At 51.7% G+C, this 20,625-nt stretch carries 13 protein-coding genes and 2 pseudogenes; 14 read left to right on the forward strand and 1 reads right to left on the reverse strand.

Translation table 11 applies throughout. The features are described from left to right. The first annotated feature begins 1,183 nt into the window (after nucleotides 1-1,183). A pseudogene (locus tag A372_RS33550) lies at nucleotides 1,184-2,686 on the forward strand (spore germination protein). Nucleotides 2,687-2,721: 35 nt separating this feature from the next. Further along, complete coding sequence (locus A372_RS33555) at nucleotides 2,722-3,048, forward strand: Ger(x)C family spore germination C-terminal domain-containing protein (protein ID WP_337483664.1); 327 nt, start codon at nucleotides 2,722-2,724, stop codon at nucleotides 3,046-3,048. 86 nt (nucleotides 3,049-3,134) lie between these two features. On the opposite strand, the gene A372_RS0108025 is transcribed toward A372_RS33555, so the two are convergent. Continuing rightward, nucleotides 3,135-5,129, reverse strand: coding sequence for a methyl-accepting chemotaxis protein (locus A372_RS0108025; protein ID WP_019420319.1), 1,995 nt, complete (start codon nucleotides 5,127-5,129; stop codon nucleotides 3,135-3,137). A 360-nt stretch (nucleotides 5,130-5,489) separates the two neighbouring features. Here A372_RS0108025 and A372_RS0108030 point away from each other — a divergent pair, with 360 nt between their 5' ends. From A372_RS0108030 to A372_RS0108080, 12 genes and pseudogenes are all read left to right on the forward strand, one after another. Then, the gene (locus A372_RS0108030; protein ID WP_019420320.1) at nucleotides 5,490-6,869 is read left to right on the forward strand and encodes an Ig-like domain-containing protein; all 1,380 of its coding nucleotides are present in this window, start codon (nucleotides 5,490-5,492) and stop codon (nucleotides 6,867-6,869) included. Nucleotides 6,870-7,290: 421 nt separating this feature from the next. Beyond that, nucleotides 7,291-7,473 (forward strand): sigma factor, encoded by a 183-nt coding sequence (locus tag A372_RS39255; protein WP_019420321.1) that lies wholly within the window; start codon nucleotides 7,291-7,293, stop codon nucleotides 7,471-7,473. Nucleotides 7,474-7,533: 60 nt separating this feature from the next. Next, nucleotides 7,534-7,647 (forward strand): annotated as a pseudogene (locus A372_RS39260) (sigma factor-like helix-turn-helix DNA-binding protein); the annotation flags it as partial. Further along, nucleotides 7,644-7,781 carry a hypothetical protein gene (locus A372_RS37260; RefSeq protein WP_157259484.1) on the forward strand — a complete coding sequence of 46 codons (138 nt, stop codon included), beginning with the start codon at nucleotides 7,644-7,646 and terminating at the stop codon, nucleotides 7,779-7,781. The pseudogene A372_RS39260 and the gene A372_RS37260, both read left to right, overlap by 4 nt. After that, nucleotides 7,778-9,517, forward strand: a complete 1,740-nt coding sequence (locus A372_RS0108045; protein ID WP_019420323.1) for a DUF4179 domain-containing protein — start codon at nucleotides 7,778-7,780, stop codon at nucleotides 9,515-9,517. Before A372_RS37260 ends, A372_RS0108045 begins: the two co-directional genes overlap by 4 nt. Before the next feature lie 187 nt (nucleotides 9,518-9,704). Continuing rightward, complete coding sequence (locus A372_RS0108050) at nucleotides 9,705-11,351, forward strand: SWIM zinc finger family protein (protein WP_019420324.1); 1,647 nt, start codon at nucleotides 9,705-9,707, stop codon at nucleotides 11,349-11,351. Beyond that, nucleotides 11,348-14,404, forward strand: a complete 3,057-nt coding sequence (locus A372_RS0108055; RefSeq protein WP_019420325.1) for a DEAD/DEAH box helicase — start codon at nucleotides 11,348-11,350, stop codon at nucleotides 14,402-14,404. Before A372_RS0108050 ends, A372_RS0108055 begins: the two co-directional genes overlap by 4 nt. Nucleotides 14,405-14,591: 187 nt before the next feature. After that, entirely contained in the window at nucleotides 14,592-15,266 is a 675-nt protein-coding gene (locus A372_RS0108060) for an SOS response-associated peptidase (RefSeq protein WP_019420326.1), read from the forward strand. A 241-nt stretch (nucleotides 15,267-15,507) separates the two neighbouring features. Then, complete coding sequence (locus A372_RS0108065) at nucleotides 15,508-16,455, forward strand: PD-(D/E)XK nuclease family protein (protein WP_019420327.1); 948 nt, start codon at nucleotides 15,508-15,510, stop codon at nucleotides 16,453-16,455. Between the two features lie 89 nt (nucleotides 16,456-16,544). After that, nucleotides 16,545-17,282 carry a DNA-3-methyladenine glycosylase gene (locus tag A372_RS0108070; protein WP_019420328.1) on the forward strand — a complete coding sequence of 246 codons (738 nt, stop codon included), beginning with the start codon at nucleotides 16,545-16,547 and terminating at the stop codon, nucleotides 17,280-17,282. 640 nt (nucleotides 17,283-17,922) lie between these two features. Then, on the forward strand, nucleotides 17,923-18,360 hold the full coding sequence (locus A372_RS0108075; RefSeq protein ID WP_019420329.1) for an ArsR/SmtB family transcription factor: 438 nt from the start codon (nucleotides 17,923-17,925) through the stop codon (nucleotides 18,358-18,360). Beyond that, nucleotides 18,329-20,590: a heavy metal translocating P-type ATPase gene (locus A372_RS0108080; RefSeq protein WP_019420330.1), complete on the forward strand. Its 2,262-nt coding sequence runs from the start codon at nucleotides 18,329-18,331 to the stop codon at nucleotides 20,588-20,590. The genes A372_RS0108075 and A372_RS0108080 overlap by 32 nt, the downstream gene beginning before the upstream one ends. The last annotated feature ends 35 nt before the right edge of the window (nucleotides 20,591-20,625 follow it).

Consider the following 20,625-nt stretch of genomic DNA (forward strand, 5'->3'; position numbering starts at 1 on the left):
CAAACATTAGCTGGTTTTTTTGCCGTTCGACTTGTTGAGATAAGGAAGTCTGTTGCTGAGCACAATGAGCATAGAACTTATGATGCATCTGAGCCTTATGAGCCCCCTAGCTTCAGCGAATCTTTATATTTCTTGATTTCATTGGATTTTGTCCAATGAGACGGGGACGAATGCGAGTCTTGTATGAAAGTCATTGGATTTCATCCAGCCAGATCCGCCCAACAAGGCTGAAAAACAGAAATCCGCCCGATTTGACTGGAGGTTTTCCAATGGAATGAAGATTTCCAGTTTAAAGCAGGGGAAACCACTGCACATTTTCCAATGAATGCTCTGTCGCTCGTTACATCTCACTCCGTTAGAGGTTATAAACATCAAATAACATCCCGCCAGCTCGCCAGCTACCGTACTCATCTTCATCGCCTTTTACTCATTCTCCCACACGCTCAGAAACAGATTTTTGCTTAGAAGGCGAATCAACTTAGTAAATCAACCTGGGCAGGGCAGCTTAGATGCAATATTAGAATAGCAAAACCCAGAGCACAAACTGAGATACAGACTTAGACACAGAGCTAGACACAGACCTAGACACAGACCTAGACACAGACCTAGACACAGACTTAGACACAGACCTAGACACAGACCTAGATACAGACTTAGACACAGACTTAGATACAAACTGAGATACAGACTTAGATACGGATTTAGGAATAGAACCTAGGACAGAAACAGAACTCTTCTGGAGATGGAGTCAGAGTCGGCAAGCGGTACAGAGCTGTTTCGGAATATGCTGTTGTCACACAAAGGTGGCCACTTCTGACTCTATGGGAGAGTGAAGCTAAGGGCTTGGAAGGAGACTATAAGCGCTCAGGTCACAGAAGCGGTAACGAATGAGGGGCTTCCATCGGCAAATCACTTGCATAAGCTGTACGCTTGCACATACACGGTTAGCGTTATCATGGCCAAGCATGACTAACAGGATCGACGCTATGCCAGTGCAGAGGCTGTTTGACTAAAACGCATATTACTGAACAGGTGATCATGAATGTGGAATATGTTTGTTTCCTATCTTCCGAGCTGGAGCGTTCTCTTTCAGGCTGTGATTGCGGTGTCCATTCTATATGGCCTTTCAAGGATAATGTCCAAGACCAAACAACCCATCGATGAATAGACAGGACAAGAAGCCGTGGATCAAACTCCACAGCTTGACTTTACAGGGAAGCTGGATACCGATTTGGATCGGGTGCGAACCGAATTCGGACATCAATCAGATTTGAATTTTCGAACGTTTTGTCTGGGCAATACCAATCAGCAGGCAGCGATTTTATTTGTGAACGGCATTTCCGACAGGGATTTGATTGATAAGCATATATTGAAATCGCTCATGGGCGACCTCGCGTTGACGGGGCATGATCATTCCCCGGATTTGCCTGCACCGTCTTACACGGCACAATATATCAAAAACAACATATTGTCCGTCGGCATACTGAAAGAAGTCGATTGCTTGGCCGATTTATCAACCGAATTGCTGCGGGGTCATACCGCGTTGTTTCTAGACAACAGCCCGGAGGTCATTATTCTCGGCACGAGGAAGGAGATTACGCGCAGCGCGCAGGAACCGCCAGCGGAGATACTGGTTAGGGGCCCCCGGCTTGGCTTTAACGAGAGCATTTGCGATAATACAACGCTATTGCGGCAACATGGTTAAAATACGAACTTGACCATAACCCAACTCCGTGTCGGGCAACGCGTTACGAAGGAACTCGTTATAGCGTACGTCGAGGATATTGCCGATGAAAAATTGGTCCAAGAGGTTCGCGAAAGAATTGAGCGGATTAACCTTGATGATATCCAAGATACCGGATATATTGAACAGTTTATTGAGGACAATTTCCTGTCTCCGTTTCCGCAAGTTCAGAGCACGGAACGGCTTAATCGCGTCATCAGTGCAATAATGGAAGGGCGGGTTGCGATTATGCTGGATGGAACTCCCTTCGTCTTGACCGTCCTGACGACATTCAACATGCTGCTGCAATCGCCGGAGGACTATTATGAACGGTGGATTCTGGGGACATTGGTTCGCCTGCTGCGCTACTTCGCCGCATTTATTTCCACTTTTGGCCCGTCGTTGTATATTTCATTCATCTCGTTTCATCAGGGGCTGATACCGACGAAGCTGGCGCTCTCGATTGCGGATACCCGGGTGGGAGTGCCATTTCCATCGCTGATTGAAGTGTTGATTATGGAAGTGGCGCTGGAGATCTTGCGGGAAGCAGGGCTCCGATTACCCAAGCCCATAGGTCAGACGATTGGAATCGTTGGCGGGCTGGTTATCGGGGAAGCCGCGGTACAAGCCGGGATCGTCAGTCCTATCATGGTTATTGTAGTGGCGGATACCGCTATATCCTCGTTCGCGATTCCCCAGTACAATGCAGGCATTTCGTTAAGGGTTCTTCGTTTCATCGCCATGATTTTCGCAGCTGTATTCGGACTGTACGGGGGAGTGCTGTTCTTCTTGATGCTGTGCAGTCATCTGGTCAAGCTGAAGAGCTTCGGGGTGCCTTACATTAATCCGGCAGCTCCATATCGTCCTCAGGATTGGAAGGATTACCTCGTGCGGGCAGGGCGGTGTTGTCAAAGCATACGACTCACGGACCGGAAAGGTGATCGTATACGAAATCATCGTTAAAGAGCAAGATTCGCCCCCATGTAAATGGAAACCGCATTTCCTTCGATGTGCAGATTGAATCGGATGGCCGTATCGGGGAACAATGGACGAGCGGGAATGACTTCGACAACCGCTTCATCAGGCAGGTGGAGGCGGATACCGTCAAGCGGGTGAAGCAGCGGATAGGCAAGATGCTGCACAAGGTTCAGAAGGAATATTGCGCAGATGTCATCGGACTGGGCGAACAAGTGAGAATTCATTATCCGCGGGTGTGGGAAAAAATAAAAGGGGATTGGGATGACATCTTCGCTGATGCATCCATCCGGTATAGCGTGAAGGCGAAAGTGAAAGAGTTCGGCACAACGAGTATCAAAATAAAATAACGAACAGGCAGGAATCACTCAAAATAAAGGACGTAAGGAATATATCCTTACGTCCTCTTCTTTAAGCTGCCCGTCTGCCGCAGGCATTATCGTTTGCCGTTCGGCTCCATATTTAGCTTGAAGCCTGCAACCAATGCTTGCAGCTCCTCGGCGATGCTCGACAGATGAATCGCCGATGCGGCAATCTCCTCCATCGATGCGTTCTGCTCCTCGCTGGCGGCAGCCACCATGTCCATCTCGTTGGCGGTATCGTGGCTCATGACGCTGACCTCGTCGAAAGCGACAATCATCGCTTCATTGGACAGCGACAATTGCTCGCCCACGTGAGCTACCTGCCCGAGCTGCGTGTCGATGTTGGCAATTGCGCTGTACATGTCAGCGAAGCAATGTTCGACGGACTGCGTCAGCTCGCTTCCGGCTGAGGCGGACTCCACGCCTTCCTCCATGCGGTGCAGCATGAGACGGGCCCGCTCCTGTATATCACCGATAAGTGATGCGATCTTGCTGGCAGCGGTTCCCGCCTGGTCTGCCAGCTTGCGCACCTCTTGAGCGACGACAGCGAAGCCGCGTCCTTCTTGGCCTGCTCGCGCAGCCTCGATAGCGGCGTTCAGAGCGAGCAGGTTCGTCTGCGAGGCGATAGCTTGGATGAAGCCGGTAATGCCGCTAATTTCCTCGGCCACTTGGTTCAAGGTCTCCGTCTCTGCCTTGGAGCGGTTGGAATGGTCGAGTATGGCAACCATTTGCCGCTTGGCCGCGCTGAGCGCCTCCTCACCGGTATTCGCCAATTCATTGATATGCTGCGACGCTTCCGTACTTGCGTGTACGATGCGGAGCGTATTCTCCAGCTCTCTACGGGTAATCTCCGAAGTCTGCTTGACTGCTTGCACGCTGCTGTTCATATCGGAGGACTTCGCCGATACTTCCTGCATCGAGGCGGCCACCTGTTCGATCGTGCTGACGTTCTGCTCCGAATTGGCGGACAGCTCCTGTGAGGCAGCAGACACTTGCTCGGAGTGGGTGCTAATTTCAATCAGCACATCAGACAGCGATTGCGACATCGTATTAAAATTGGCTTCAAGCTGGCCGATCTCATCGATTCGCCCTTTCTCTGCGACACGAACGGTTAGATCCCCTTGAGCGACGGTGTCAGTCACCGACTTCAAGCGCATAATCGGCACGATCATCCGCTTCATAAATATCCAGATAAACAAACCGATCAGTCCGAGCAAAAGGGCGATAAACAAGCCTGCAATCCACTGCAGCTTGCTCGTCTTCTCTGCAATTTCGCTCGAGTCCAGGACAGAGACGACGTTCAATCCTAGAGCATTCCGTTTGTCATAGCTGTAATATTCCTTGCGGCCTTCACCCGCGAGCATGAACGTTCCTTGCTCCTGCTTGCGCATGTCCTCGAATTGTTCGCCCTTCACGGGCTCACCCTTCGTAAAGTGCGGGTGGGACATCGTGACATTGTTACGGTCGAATAAACTAACATATCCCCGATCTCCGATCGTGAATGAGCCGACCATCTCATTCAAGTTATCGATTGCGACATCGATGCCTGCTACACCGGAGCCGTCTGCTGTTGTCTTGGAAAAGGTAATGACATATCTGCCGCTCATGACGTCAATATAAGGATCCGTCATGGCCAGCTGCCCTTTCTGTTTCATGGCTTGTTTGTACCAACCGCGTGTAGCCGGATCGTAGTCGGTTTTTGCATTTTCGGAAGAGGTGTAGAAGTTCCCTTTTGAAGATACGAATGCGGCAAGCACATTATCCGAATCTTTCGCCACGTTGCGAATGCGGTCGTATATGTAGGTGTCGCGGTTCTGCCCAGGGGGAATGCTGAGGTCAGCAAGACTGCTTATCGTAACGGAGAAATCTTGTTGCGTTTCATTAAACACTTGGTTCATCATCTTGGTAACCTCGTCGACTTGGGACAGCAGCTCGCGCTCCAGCTGGTTGCGGGCTAGATGGGTCAACGTATAGCTTAGTACAACAGAAGGAATGACGACAAGCGCAATGAGAAGAAGCAACATCTGTTTGGTCAAGGATGCTTTATAACGGTCAAATAACTTTTTCATAATGAGTGGTAACTCCTCTCTAGGATGAAAAGATAATGAAGATCATGTTGTGGCAAAAGTATTTATCGGTATCTGGAGAAAAAAGTGAATATGGTAACCGTTCTCAATATTAATGTAAATATTGGTAAGGTAATTATGGAAGAATTTAATGGGCATCGAGGCGTGTGTGAAAGCGGTTGTACTAGGTTTGAACTGCCCGATTTCATCAAAAAGCAACACTTTTTCTCATCAACAGCCGTTATAAGGAATAGAGACTTTCTAAATCATGTGAACCTTTCGTATTGTTTAGAAACTCTAATTGTTAGGCATCGGAACGGAGAATCAAATTATTTAGCTAGGCAGTTGAGAGAGGAGAAACTTATGAAGTTAGTATTTGAACCAGGCAAACGCCGCTGCGGATTCATCTTGCTATTCGCATGTGCCATACTGATCCTTACCATATTATGGCCGGCAAGCATGCAAGCTCAAGGCAATACAGCTGCAGCTTCATTTAAATTGAAGGCTCAAGCCAAATCCTTATATCTTGTCATTGGCAAGGAAGCCGACGTGCCGAAGGTGAACGCTGTATATAAGGACGGCAGAATAGAAGACGTTACCGGATCCATCACGTGGCAGTCCAGTTCGGACGTGTTGACTATCGTTGGAGGCAAGGTGAGCGGCAGATATGGCGCCTCAGCGAAGCTGAAAGGCACATACGGCAATCAGACGGTTACCGTTCCCGTACGTATTCAAGAGGACTTCGTGAAGTATGGGGTGGAGCCAGCTTCCGTCACATTAAGTGTGGGTTCCTCCAAGCCGATTAAAGTAATGGGTTATTACTCCAGTGGTAAGAAAGTATCGATCGCAAATAAAATCCAATGGAAATCCGGAAATGAGCAAGTTGCGAGGGTAAGCGGCGCTACGATAAAAGGAGTGGCAGAAGGCAGTGCGACCGTGACGGGCGTTTTTGGCGAGCAAAAGTTCGAAGTTCCCGTGCAGATTACACCGAAGATTAAAAAATTAACCGTAACGCCTGCGAAGCTGGTTCTGACACCCGGTAAATCAGCCGCTTATTCCGTTCAAGCCATTTATGAAGGCGGGCGCAAGGTGGATGTCTCATCGCAGGTGACTGCTAAAGTTTCCGGTACGGGCATTCAAGTGAGCAACGGCACCGTTACGGCGGCAGGCCAGTCGAAGGGCAGTGCGAGCGTAAAACTGTATTATGGAGGAAAGGGGGTATCACTGCCCGTGAGCCTGCAGGAGAGCTTGACGGGCATCGAGGTTCAACCGACGTCTCTCGTTATCGGAGCCGGAGCCTCCAAGCCTATCAAAGTGATCGGCACCTATTCCAACGGCAAAAAGGTATCGCTTGCGAGCAAGGTCACATGGACGTCCGGAAATGGGCAAATCGCTAAAGTGACGGGTGCCAACGTTAAGGGCCTGACGGAAGGCACGACGAAAATCGTCGGCGTTTACGGTGACCGCACGTTTGAAATTCCGGTTCAGGTCACGCCGAAGTTGCAGAAATTGACGGTCACGTCATCGAGCTCAAAGCTCGCGCCGTATCAAACAACTACTTATCGGGTACAGGCCGTGTCCAGCAGTGGGAACAGCACCGATGTAACGTCGCTCGCCCAAGCCAAGTCAAATGGGAAAGCAACCGCCAATCAGGGCACGATCACTGCGGTGAGCAAAGGCAAGGCCGTCATTACATTTACATACGGCGGCAAAAAAGCATCCTTGCGTATCACGATAGAGTAGCATCGAGGCACAATGATGTGTGTGATGGCAACAACTCATAATAACGGGCACAGCTTCGCGTAACAGCGAGTGCTGTGCCTTTTGTCATGTGCGGAACACGCGCAGCGGAATCATGTTATGAGGAAATTAAAAAAAAGGAAAGCCAAAACCGACCGCCGTCTGTCTAATAGTACGTATTCAAAAAGATCACTTTTCAGCACCGAGAAGGTTGCAAGAACTTGAAGAAGGAGGAGCGGAGTGTAGGCGAGGCTACATGAGCACCTGAAATGTTTCCAAAGGAAACATGCTTCGGAAGCATAAGCTCTTCGAGAGTGAATGCAAGATTCGATGTCGAATGGCATTCTTGAGATACTTCGTGATCAAAAGTGGACTTTTTGAATAACCTCTAACAGGGAAAGGGAAAGGAGACGTCATCGTAGCAATGAATACCGATAAGCTGGTGAGGAAAGCGCAAAAAGGGGACGACAAAGCGTATGCCATGCTGTTCCAGGAATACGAAGAGATGATTTACCGGACGGCTTACATGTACGTGAAGAACGAAGAGGATGCGCTCGATGTCGTGCAGGAGACGGCGATCTCTCCTTTAAATCCATTACTTCCTTGAAAGAGGCGCACTATTTCAAAACATGGTTGACCCGCATCGCGATCAACTCAAGGTCACACGTTAAAGTCGATTTCGGAAATGTTGGATATCCCCTTAGGTACGGCAAAAACGATATTGTACCGAGGGCTGGACAAACTCCGCAAATGCGTGAAGAGGGGGGGGGATGTATCATGAACAATCGAATTAGCCGCGAAGTAGAAACGATTGAAATCCCCTCAGAGCTGCGGGAGAGAAGCAGGCGGCCAAGAAGGAGCAACAGGGAATTCGTCGCAGACGAACGGGAAGCTTCATCAAAAAAGCGGCAGTGACCGCCGCCGGCATCGCTATCGCCATCTCCGTAAGCGCCGCCGTGTCACCCGCCTTCGCTTCGATGATCAAGTCGCTATTTCTGTCCGTTGGTCTGGACGCCGGCATCGAGAAGGCAGTAGAGCAAGGGTATTCCCAGCCCGTCAATCTGGAAGTGACGGATCAGGGCATTACGCTCAGGGTGAAGGAAGTGATGGCCGATCCATTCCGCGTATCGCTTATGTACGGGATTGAGAAGGACGGTAAGCCGATTAATCCGGATCTGTTGTTTACCGATTTCATGTCAATGAAGCCTGACACGGATCCGTACATAAACAACTATGTGGTTACCGACTTGGACGGAAATGATCTGAAAGGCGTCAATCTGCCGCTAGCGCGTACCCATGGCGACAACGCGATTCTCGAGGTCGGGATTGATGACCCGACACAAGGGTACTTCATCCGCTCTCCGAAGGATATTCCGGACACGATCGTCGTTCATTTCGACATCAATCTGCTTGGGGAGACGAAGGGGAAGTGGCAGTTGAAGGTTCCGGTATCGCTGGCCCCAGCCAAGAGCGCGACCAACTTCATTCCGTTGAACAAGCGCTATGAGTCTCCATTTGGCTTCAAGCTGGACTTTCTCCAGCTCCGGCATGGGCCGAGCAAGTCGGAGTTGCTCGTCGACATTCGCGAATCTCAGGCTTGGAGTAACCAATATGGGACGTTGGGACCGCAATTCCTGTACCGCATAAAGGACGAGCAAGGGCAGGTTGTGGCGGCGTGGGACGGTATTAACGACATGACCTATAGTCTTGAAAGCAAAAATGCGCTCCTTAAGCAAAGCAGCGGCGGAGCCAGTCCCTTATGGCAATACCAAGGCCGAGTTGAAAGGACGGGGATTCATTCTCGAATTGGATCAGCGGCTGGATCAGCGAAAACGCGCTGGTTTTTGGAAGCAGAAGGCCGTGCCGCTATCGTGAGCGTGGACGCAACGACAAATGAAGTGCTGACGGTTAGTTTGAATTACGACATATCTGACTTGCCAGACAATTACGCGGAGGCGTTGAAGACCGCGCAAGCCGAATATAAGCAACAGATGGGTACGCACAAGGAGGTGTTTGCTTCGGTAAGCTACTACTACAATCGCGGCAACGGGCAAGAGCTTATGACCTTCAGCATGAAGCAAGAGGAGGGAGAAGTATTTATACAGCCTAATCTTGTCAGCGTAGATTTGAAAACGGGCAAAGTGGCTGGTTACTTCTTGTTCCCCGGATTAGCCAAAGCGGATGCCAAGATGAAGCAATTGGCGGAGCAAACCGTAAAGAACATGCCGCAAGCTAATGAACTTCCTTTCCAAGATGTTTTTCATTACAAGGACGGGCCTATCAACATATGGGAATTCCGTAATATGGCCGTCGACGGGAGCGCGCGGCAAGGCGGGAAGAAGGCGCAAAAAGCGGTTCAGTCCGTGACGATCGGGGCAGAGAGCAACAAGGTGCTCGAGGTCGTCATCAGTCCGAAGAATAACAATGGCAAAGATAAAGCGGTATCGAAAGCGGATGCTTTGAAAATCGTGACGCCAGTCGCCAAGCAGGTGTTCGGAATTGATTTGAAGTCGTATGAGCTGAAAATCGACCCGGATTGGGGAGATTGCATCTTCGCGAGCAAAGGCAAGCCATCGCTCGTTGCGAAATTCGACAATAAGGGAAATCTGAGCCGAATTCATCTGGCCGTGGATAGTAACAATCGCAAATAAAAGTGAGGCATTTCTGTAATAGTACGTTGCTGTGAATGGAATTGTTCATCCAAGCGGGTTGTTGATTTAAATCAGCAGCCCGTTTTTCGTTGTCTTTTCTTCTATATTCCGATTATTTTGTGTAAACTGAAAGGATATAGAATGCGGCTTTCAGGGTAGAACGCCGTCAAAGTGGAGGTACTTGTGGTTGTCACAACTGGGACTGTCCGTTAATGAATTCAACCGTTTAACCGAACAGATGAAGCGTCACTTCAGCTATTCCACGCTGGAACAGGGCTGGCGTTATTACCGCAAGCAAGCCGTGTCCGGGATGCAGGCAGAGGTGAATGCAGAGGTTAAGTCAAGCAAGGAGCAGTGGATAACGGCGGAGGTGCATGAAACGAAGCGCTACCGTGTCCGCTTCAACGTGAAGCAAGTAAAGCGAAGCGATTGCACATGTCCGGACGGTGGATATTGCAAACATATGGCTGCCGTGTTCTTCCAGCTGTGCGAGCAGACCGGCGGCAAGCCAGAATTGTATTTGGCCGAATTCCGTCAAGTATATATCGACGAGGAACGCCACCGAGCGGCTACGCGCAAGCGGGCGGAGCAGAAGGCGGAGCTTGAGCGCCGCAAGCAGGCAAGGCAGATGGCCTTGTCCCCGTCGGCTCCGGCCAAGGAATGGCATGATTTTTTTCATAAAAAGTATGGCAAGGCATTCACCGACTTCCATTCGCCAGTGACCGGCATTGTGAAATGGACGAAGGAGGAGCTGTATCGTGCTGCCGACGTGCTGCCGAAGCCGGTTGTGCCCTTGTACCACATGCATGTGCTGTTGTTCCTCATTCAACAGCTGTCCATCCGTTATCGCCATGGAGGCACCACGGGAATTCAAGGCAGGGATGCTCCCGTTGCAGAAGTCGTGGCGCCGTGCCTGAATCAATTGCAATCCTTGGCGGAATCTTTCGCGCTCTCATCTATACCGTCTGTCTACGAAAAGCATGTATCTGACTTGGGCGTGATGGCTGAGGCGATTGCTTTCTCGGAAGAGGAATCGCCAGTGGACGGGCTGGAGCCGTTCGCTGTGCTATGGTCGACGGTGCTCAATCGGCGTGAATGGATGGAGGAAGCTTGTGAGCGGCTCAAGACGATGCTTGCTCCTGTATCCGCGTTGCGGCCGCGGCGGAGGGATGCCATCCGTGCCGCGCTCCTTCATCTTGAGGTGATGCTCGGATACGAAGAGCAGGCGGTAAAGCGCTTGAACGAGCTGACGTATTATAAGGAGCCGGGGCGTTATTGGATGTATCTGCATGAGCACGTGCGGCACAATCGGCTGGATCGTCTCGCAATCTGGTTGGAGGCGCTCGCGCCTTTCGTGCGCCAGTCAGGCCGCCGTGAAGATATGAAGCAATATTGGGAATTTTGGGAGTGTGTATATGAACTGGCACAGGACCAGGCTGGAATGGAGTCGCTTATCTTAACGTTAATGCCAGGCGTATATCCTTATTTGTCTGCCTTTCTGTTGGATCGGAAGCGCTACCGGGATTGGGCGGAAATCCAATTGCTGCAGCGCATCTCTCCGGAAGAAGTGGCGCCTTCAGAGCTGGACATCGTGGAGCGTGCCGCGCCAGAAGTGGTGCTGCCGCTGTACCATCAAGCTGTGGAGCGGCATATCGAGGAGCGCAGCCGCGAGCATTACCGTGCTGCGGTGCATCTTCTGCAGCGCATGCATCGATTATATGAGAACATTCACTCGCTTTCCGTATGGGAGCGGTATATGGACGGTCTCTTCGATCGCTACTCCCGCCTGAGGGCGCTGCAGGAGGAAATCAAAAGAGGGGCGCTGATTGTATGATAGAACGAGCGTTGTCTTGGATGGTGGAAATCCGCAGGCGCGGGGATGGAAGCTTCTTTTTGTTCAATACTGGATTACTGCGCGATATACAGGCGCTTAAGCATATGTTGTTCGCTTGGCACGCGCCTTCCTTCTACGGCACGATGCTTCGCACGGAAGAGGACGATCGTAAAGAAGGAATCGTGGTGACAGCATCAGAACTGCTTGAGATGGTAACGCAGCCGGCTACGGCTCGCTGGGCGGAAGTGGCGCAGGGCGGCAGCCTCCGCATTGCGGCACAGAGCGCCAAGCTTTACGGGAAGATAGTTGCCGAGGGGCGATTTCAACCTTCTTACACCAAATGGAAGCAAGGGTCGTTCGGATGGGACTTGCTATTGACGGAGACGGAACAAACCGAATGGACTGATCTTCACGAACAAGCCCGCTTGTTGGGGGATGACGGTGCAGGATTGTCAGATTGGTTCGACGGCCTGATGGCAGAACTGCTGCAGCAGCGTGATGAATATTCGGTATTGTGGCGAAAGGCAGTAAGTGCCAGACCGGAATTAGAGGCTCTGCGCTTGCCTGTAGAGCGTTCTCCTTGGTGGGATGAGCAGGATTGGCTGAATTCCATCAGATGGGAGCAGGACGACACTCCATTCCGTGTCGTGCTGCGCTTGGATGAACCGGAAGAAGATCGCGGTTCTTGGAGCTTGCATGTGCTGTTGCAAGACAAGAATGATGCCGATCATCAGCTTGCATGCAAATTTGACCGCATAGCGGGAGAGGCTGCTCGCGACGAGGCGAGGCAGGCAGCGAAGGGAATTGCAGAAGACGTTGCAACTGTTGCAACAGGTGCTGCGGAAGTGGGAGCAGAAGGCGATATGGACCATTCGGACATACAAGCTGATGAGAAGACAGAAGAGCAAGTCTCCCCAGTCATCGGCTCGTTCCCGGAACTATGGCTTCCGTTCATCGGCCCTCGGCTCAAGCGGGATGTCGACAAGCTGCTGCAGATTTTGCCTTGGCTGGCGAACGACGAAGGCAGCAGCCGCATGAAGACGCGGTTGACCGAGACAGAGGCATGGCAATTTCTCGCTGACGGGAGCCTGCTTCTGGCGGAAGCGGGTTTCCACGTCGTAGTACCTGCCTGGTGGCAGAGGGTGCGCCAGATGAAGACGCGGCTCAAAGCCAAATTAACTTCTTCCGCCGGCTTCTCATCGGTGTCTATGATCGGCCTGGAGCATATGGTGCAGTTTGATTGGAAGCTGGCGGTCGGAGATTTGCAATTAAGTGAAGCCGAATTCCGAACGCTGATTGAAGAAGATCGCAGGCTTGTGCGTCTGCACGGTCAATGGATTCAACTGAATCCGGAAGAAGTAGAGCAGATTCGCAGCATGATGAAGAAGGTTGGTAGCGAAGGAGTCACCTTGGGCGAAGTGCTGGAGCTGCATTTAAACGCGGAGCGGGCGCGGCTCGAGGAGGAATTGGGCGAGGATGCGCTACAGCGGGGCAATGAAATGCAGCTGGAAATGGAACTGAACGAACAGCTGCAGCAACTCATCGGCAACCTGCAGCATCATTCGTCGGTCCCGCAGTGCGAAGCGCCAGCCGCGCTTCAAGGGACGTTGCGCGCTTATCAGGCCGAAGGGTACTCCTGGCTTATGTTCATGCGGCGCTTCGGCCTCGGGGCCTGTCTTGCCGATGATATGGGACTCGGGAAGACGATACAGTGGATCGCTTATCTTCTGCGTGTGAAGGAAGAAGCGCCTGCAGGAGGGCCCTCGCTTCTCATCTGCCCGACATCGCTTATCGGCAATTGGCAGAAGGAGCTGCAGCGCTTTGCGCCCCAATTGCGCGTCCGCTTGCACTACGGGCCCACTCGGATTAGAGGGGCTGGCTTCTTGAATGAGATTGGAGATGCCGACGTCGTTATCACGACCTATACGCTCGCTCTGCTGGACCGCGAGCAGCTGCGGATGACAACGTGGAATTCACTCTGTCTCGATGAAGCGCAAAATATTAAAAATCCGTATGCCAAGCAGTCCGTTGCGATTCGCAAGCTGAACGCGCAGCACCGCATCGCTTTAACGGGGACGCCGATGGAGAACCACCTAATCGAGCTGTGGTCGATTATGGACTTTCTCAATCCGGGCTATCTCGGCACGCTGTCACAGTTCCGGCGAACGTATGTGAATCCGATTGAGCGGACTCAAGATGCGGAGTGGACCATGCTCGTGCAGCGGCTCGTTCAGCCATTCCTGTTGCGCCGTTTGAAGAAAGACCCAGAGATTCAACTGCATCTGCCCGAGAAAAATGAATCCAAGGTGTATGTGCCGCTCACTGCGGAGCAAGCGTCCGTATATGAACAGACGCTGCAGCAGTTGTTCGGCGACCTGGAGCAGCTCGGGACGATGGAACGCAGAGGGCGTATTCTTGCGGCGTTGACGAAGCTGAAGCAGGTATGCAATCATCCGGGGCTGCTTAATAAAGAAGCGGCAGCCCGTTCGGGACCGGAACGTTCCGGGAAGCTAATCCGTTTGCTGGAGATGCTCGCCGAGCTCAGGGCTGAGAATGAGCGCAGTCTCATCTTTACCCAATATGCGGAGACTGGCCGACTGCTGCAATCCGTTCTTGCGAAGGAGCTGGGGGAGAAAATACCTTTCCTTCACGGCGGAGTGCCGAAGGCGGATCGGGATAGCATGGTGCAGCATTTCCAGGACGATACGTTGCCTGAAAATGAGCGTCCTGGCGTGTTCATACTGTCCCTGAAGGCTGGGGGAACGGGGCTGAATTTGACGGCCGCCAATCACGTATTTCATTATGACCGCTGGTGGAATCCCGCGGTCGAGAATCAGGCGTCTGACCGCGCCTACCGTATCGGGCAGACCCGCAACGTGCAAGTTTATAAGCTGATCGCCCTCGGTACATTGGAAGAGCGGATAGATGATATGATCGAGCAGAAGCAGGCGTTGAGCGAGCAAATTATTGGCACCGGCGACAAATGGATAACGGAGATGTCCACGACCGAGCTTAGGGAATTGTTCGCGCTGCGCAGCCAGTGGATGGATTGAGCAAATGAAAGATATAAGAATGAAATAAAGAAGCACACTTCGCAATTATTTGCGGCGGTTGTGCTTCTTTTTGCAATGATACCCCTCCTGTCTTGAATAATATTCCTTTCTTTACAAACAATACGATTCAAGTGTGTGTTCAAAAGGGGACTTTTTGAACAACCTCTTCAACAGGAGGATGATGTGGATGTGCAGGAGATTTTCATTAGCGGCGGATTTACCGGAGGTTACGCAATATTTTCAAATTAACAGAGTGATGTTCCATTACAAGCACCGGTTCAACATCAGCCCGACGCAGACGGTTCCGGTCGTGCTGCAAACAGGCGGCGAACGAATACTGGATGAGTACCGGTGGGGAATGGTCCCGTTCTGGGGCAAAGACTCGCTGAATGCGGACATTTATGCGGTACATGAGAATTCTGCCTATTGGAAAGTCGTTGAGCGGCAAAGGTGCATTATTCCTTGCAGCGGGTTCTATTATTGGCGGCAGGAAGGAAAGAAGAGCTATCCGATGCGTGCGGTGCTGCGGACGAGAGGAATCTTCGGAGTGGCCGGACTGTATGATATATGGAAGGATTCGCGCGGCGAGGCGTACCGTACCTGTACACTACTCATGACCCGGGCCAATGATCTGATTGCGGAATTTGATGCGCGGATGCCAGCGATTTTGGAGCAGAGTGAGGCGGAGGCCTGGCTGAACAGTGAGACGACAGAAGTAGAGGCGTTGGCCCGCATGCTGCGTCCTTACAGCCCGGCGCGAATGAATGTCTACCCGGTGTCGCCGCTTGTCAATAACGACTTGTATGATACTTCGGACTGCATCAAAGAGATGGATTTGAAAGTCGCATGGGTAAAAAATTGAAAGCACGCAAATCCGAAGCCGCTGCCCTATCGGGTAAGCGGCTTCGTTGATCCCGGTGAATTGGAGAGGGCAGACATATAGAAGTTATCCGGCAGTATCGTTGTCATGCATGAACGTTTTTTACAATCGAATACCGGACGGTATAATAGATTCAAGATGCAAAGAAGTCGTTCCTTCACCGCGGAAGAGGCTCAAGGTGCTGCGGGAAGCTGTGTGAACGATAAAAGGAGTGGATATATCCGTGCAGCGAAATGCTTACCCGGAATGGTCGTGGTCGCCGTCGCGGCATACGTTGTTCGAAGAGTGCCGCCGCAAATATTACTATCACTATTATGCTGCGCATAACGGCTGGTTGGCCGATGCGCCGGAGCTAGCCAAGCAGGCGTATCGCCTGAAGCAGATGACGAACCTGTATCTGGTATTTGGAGATGCGATGCATAAAATGGCGGAGACGACGCTGATGCAGTTCAATCAGGCAGGACGCCTGCTGGAAGCGGATGAGCTGACGCGGCGAGTGCGCAACTTGTTGAATCAAGCGTATAAGGATTCATTAGATCAAGCGGCATGGCGGGAGCAGCCGAAGAAGCGCACGATGCTGCATGAGATGTATTATGACGGCGAGCTTCCGCACCATGTAACCGACACGATTAAACGCCGCATTCCGATACTTGCGGACCGATTTTTAGGAAGCCGCAGCCTGCAGCAGTTCGTCCAGGAGCAGCAAGCTCGCCTGCTGGAAATCGAACGGCTCAATACGATCGAGGTAGCGGGTACGAAAGTGTATGTGAAGCTTGACTTCATGTTCCGCCAAGATAATCGGCACGTCATAGTGGATTGGAAGACGGGACAGGAAGACGAACGGAACAAGACGCAGCTGAGGCTGTATGGTCTGTACGTGCATCGGATGTACGAAGTGCCGTATGAACGTCTTGATATACGAACGGAGTATTTGCTGAGCGGACAATGTTACGAGGATCAGGTCGAAGGTGAAGAGATGGCGGAGTTAGAGCGGCACGTGGTCACAAGCATTCAGTTGATGAGAGATTATTTGGCGGAGCCGGCGATCAACCGCCCGTTATCGGTAGATTCCTTCGAGCCGACAGAGAATGCTCGCCGCTGCCGCCGCTGCGCATTCCTAGAAATATGTGAGTATGGACAGCGGTCGGAAGACACTTCCTCCGCCTCTTGAGCTTAGCGCCGTCGTCAGAAATCGAGTGGCATGAACAAAAGGAGAGCCAAACTGAAGCAACAGTATGGAAAAGGAAGGGGGATGGACAGATGACGGAAGCGGTGAATAGGGGGGCGGAACAGGTAGAGGACTCTACAGGAACGACGTTTTTTGTGCCGCTGCCGCCAGATGGGCGGTATACCCGTGGTACGTATCAGCACGATGCAGTTACGCTGGCCATTATGATGCTCGGCAGTGTGCTGGTGCGCAGGACGGAAGCGGGCATCATCAGGAGCCGAATTGTTGAGACGGAAGCTTATGCCGGTCCTGAAGATAAAGGCTGCCATGCTTATAATGGACGGCGGACGGCGCGGACGGAGACGATGTTCCATGACGGCGGAACGGCCTATGTCTATTTCATTTACGGCATGTATCATTGCCTGAACGTGGTGGCGAACGCAACGGACAAGCCGGAAGCGGTGCTTATCCGGGCAATCGCGCCGCTGACGGACGACGATGAAGCGAGAATGAAGCAGTTCCGCCGCATTCGTTCGCGGAAAGCGGCGGATTTATGCAACGGTCCGGGAAAGCTCTGTCAGGCGCTACAGATCGATAAGCAATGCAACGGCATAGATATGATGCATAGCGATGATCTGTGGATGGAAGGCGGGACATGGCCGGGGGCGGACAGGATTGTGTGTGCGCCGCGCATCAACATTCCGTATGCGCAAGAATATGAGAGCAAGCTGTGGCGGTTCTATGTGCAGGATGATCCGTACGTGTCGGTTAACGATAAGCAGGCCGTGCCGTTGACGGCGGCTTGGAGCGCGTTGTATGAAGCAGAGTGATTGGACAAGCGTTAGGCTAAAGGGAGCGACGGTAAGACGGTAATCTATGGTGTATCCTGTCGGTAATGAAGATGCCGAAAAGGGGATGCGCCTTTTTTCCATATCCTTTCAACAGAGAACATGTTGTCGGTCTACTGTGCAACGGTCCTTACGTCCACTCTCCCATACAGTCAGGGAGGATACTGACAGGGATATGGCACATGCTGTTAGTATAGATACCATGGCAATAAGCAGCCGATTATGATGACAGTGAACCAGAATTGTCATAGGTCGTGTCGTCTCCTGATGGAAGGGGAGAGTGATGCAAAGGGACGGTTGGGGGAATCCCCTTCAGTGTGAATGCATCACTGCACGAACGGAACATTTCGTTAATAATGAAGTGTCCATGCCTTACAATTTTACAGAGGCATTCAAACACTGCCGCTCATTTTTGTAAGGTGCCGATAAAGTTTTTTCATAACATTAAAATATTCGTTTGAATTTACGAACGAGTCGTTGTATACTACAAATATATAAACATTCAAACATTAGTTTGATTATTGTAATGTTTACGATTATCTTGCAAATGCAGTTCCGCTTTTCAATTTACATGCTTAATATTTAATCAACTTTACAACAATATACTGGTGAGGTGACGCAAATGGCTGCACGGAAAATAATGAAGTCTGACGAGAATGGGCTTGACCACGTGAAAGACGACGTATGTGAAATCGTATGCTACGATACGGAAAAGATTAACTCCTTAAAAGGGCGTGTAGAGGATAACGAAGTACAGGGAATGGCGCAGATGTTCAAAGCGCTGTCCGATCCGACACGCATGAAAATGGCGTGCTTGCTGGATGAGGGTGAGGAACTGTGCGTCTGTGATATGGCGATATTGACTGGCCAATCGATAGCGACGACGTCCCATCATTTGCGCTTGATGAAGTCGCTTGGCATCGCCAAGTCGCGCAAGGAAGGGAAGAACGTCTTTTATACATTGAACGACCATCATATCAGTACGCTGATTCGGATGACGCTTGAGCATCTCAGAGAGGAGCATTGCCATGACGACACGGGGCATTCCACAACAAACTGATGAACGAGCCGCATATCGTGTGCAAGGGCTGTCTTGCGCGAACTGCGCGAAAGGTCTGGAGGAGGAAATACGCCGCCTTGACCATGGAGACAATGCCGTCCTGAATTATAACAGCGGCACGCTGAAGCTGAGCCGCAACATTGATATGGCCAAAGTGAAGCGTATATTGCGAACGGATGGAGCTAGAATTGTCGAGTCAGGGTCTGGGGCAAGCTCGAAGTCGAAAGGGCATTCTCATGCTGAGGGACATAATCATTCACACGCCGACAGTCACGATCACGCTCATGGCCATGATCACGACCATGGGCATGAACATGGCGATGGTCACGGGCATGACCACAGCCACGGAGATATGAAGAAGATGAAGTGGTTCCTCGGCAGCTCCGGTATTTTATTTATCTCTACCTTTTTGTTGGATGGCCGGATTCCGAGCGCGTTTCTTATCGCCGTATATTTGTTGGCTATGCTGTTAAGCGGACATGTGACGTTCCTGAAAGGCTTGCGCAACCTGATCCGCCTTCGCTTCAACATGGATACGCTGATGACGGTGGCTTTGACCGGTGCGGTGTTGATCGGAGAGTGGAAGGAAGCGACGCTCGTTGCCATTCTGTTCGGTCTGAACGAACTGCTTGAGGGCTATGGGATGGAGCGTGCGCGCCAATCGATGGAAGCACTGCTTGCAGTAGCGCCGAAGCAGGCAACAGTACTGCGGGATGGGCAGTCGGTGACGATCCCGATTGAACAGCTCGTCATGGGCGATACAGTACTCGTTCGTCCCGGAGAGAAGATTCCTTCCGATGGTACGGTGCTTGAAGGGCATAGCGCCGTTAATGAGGCGGCTATTACAGGGGAGTCGCTGCCGGTATCGAAACAGAACGGCGACGTGGTGTTTGGTGGCAGCGTGAATACAGACGGCGTCTTGAAGGTGCGGATTGATAAGGCGTACGAGGATTCATCGCTCGCGAAAATACTGCATCTCGTTCAGGAAGCGCAGGATACGAAGACGCCGACGGAATTGTTCATCGACCGCTTTGCGAAGGTGTATACACCAATTATTATGATTGTGGCTGCGCTTGTCATTCTCGTACCGCCGCTGCTGTTCGATGGAGACTGGTACAAGTGGCTTTATCAAGGGTTGGCTGTACTCATTGTCGGTTGTCCGTGCGCGCTCATTCTATCGTCGCCAATTGCCATTGTAAGCGGGATTACCCGCACTGCCCGCAACGGTATTCTCGTAAAGGGCGGCGTTCATTTGGAGCAGCTCGGCAAGATTGAAGCACTCGCCTTCGACAAAACGGGTACGCTGACCAAAGGGGAACCCGCTGTGCAGGCGGAATCGATTTACCGGCCGGACCAATTCTATCAAGTAGTCGGTGCGGTGGAGCAAGCCTCGTTGCATCCGCTCGCCAAAGCTATTATGCGATACTTAGAAGCGAAGGGCGAAGCGGCGTTCCCAGAACCGTCGCATAGCGAGACGGTTCCGGGTGAAGGCATCCGTGCCATCATCGACGGAGCGACGTATTGGGTCGGCAGCGAGCGCGTGCTGGATAAATTGGCGCCGCAAGGAGATGCCGCGGAGCGCGTGCGGAAGGCGCGTGAAGAAGCGGAACAGCTGAAAGCGCGCGGTCTGACGCTCGTCGTAGTCGTCTCCGAGCATACGCAAGAGCCGCTCGGATTGTTCGGACTCGCAGACGAAATTCGCGAAGAGAGCAAAGATACGATCGCAGCGCTGCATGCAGCAGGCGTCAAGCATACGGTCATGCTGACTGGAGACCATGCGCAATCGGCACGGCAAGTTGCAGATAATGTGGGCGTAACCGATTGGTATGCGCAGCTGCTGCCGCAGCAGAAGGTTGAGAAGATTAAGGAACTGTCGCAGCAATACCGTGTCGCCATGGTTGGCGACGGCATCAATGATGCGCCGGCGTTGGCTTCGGCACAGCTTGGAATCGCGATGGGCAAAGGAACAGACAGCGCCGTCGAGACGGCCGACATCGTGCTGATGCAGGATCATCTTGGCAAGCTTCCGATTGCGATTCGTATTTCCCACAAGGTGAACCGGATCATCCGCTGGAACATTGGCATTACATTGGTTCTTAAAATTGTTGCCCTGCTGCTCACTATTCCAGGATGGTTGACGCTTTGGATCGCTATTCTGTCCGATATGGGCGCGACCATCTTAGTGACACTGCTCGGACTTACGATTCTGCTTGGCAAAGATCGCGAATAAGCATCTTATAACATAGAAGGCCGCTATCCCTCCTT

Origin of the sequence: Paenibacillus sp. OSY-SE (assembly GCF_000283315.1) — a bacterium.
GTDB classification, from domain to species: domain Bacteria; phylum Bacillota; class Bacilli; order Paenibacillales; family Paenibacillaceae; genus Paenibacillus_B; species Paenibacillus_B profundus.